The 323-nt window shown below is 71.5% G+C and carries 1 pseudogene; it reads right to left on the reverse strand.

Annotated features, from left to right (window positions below):
* Positions 1-32: 32 nt before the first annotated feature.
* Positions 33-323, reverse strand: a pseudogene (locus tag UK12_RS34635) (citrate synthase); the annotation flags it as partial.

The following is a 323-nucleotide window of genomic DNA, read 5'->3' on the forward strand; positions in this document are numbered from 1 at the left end:
CTGATCATGAGCCGCTCGACCGCGGTCTAGACCTTGTCGATCTCGCGCTGCGGCACCATCGGCATGCCCTGGCCGCGGGCGGACTGCGCGACGTACGAGAGCGCCATCACCGCGGCCCGGGCGTGGTGGTTGCGGGCCTGCTCGGCGGAGGTTTCCAGCAGCGGCTGGAGGCCCCAGACCGGGGCAAGCATGGCCAGCGCGGACTGCACGTGGACCCGGATGTCACCGGAGTGCACCGGGAGCGGGAACGGCTCGGCGGGCGGCAGGCCCGGGTTGAACTTGCCGTCCACCAGCAGGCCCCAGACGTGCCCGAAGGAGACATG

The organism is Saccharothrix sp. ST-888 (assembly GCF_000955975.1).
Taxonomy (GTDB): Bacteria; Actinomycetota; Actinomycetes; order Streptomycetales; family Streptomycetaceae; genus Kitasatospora.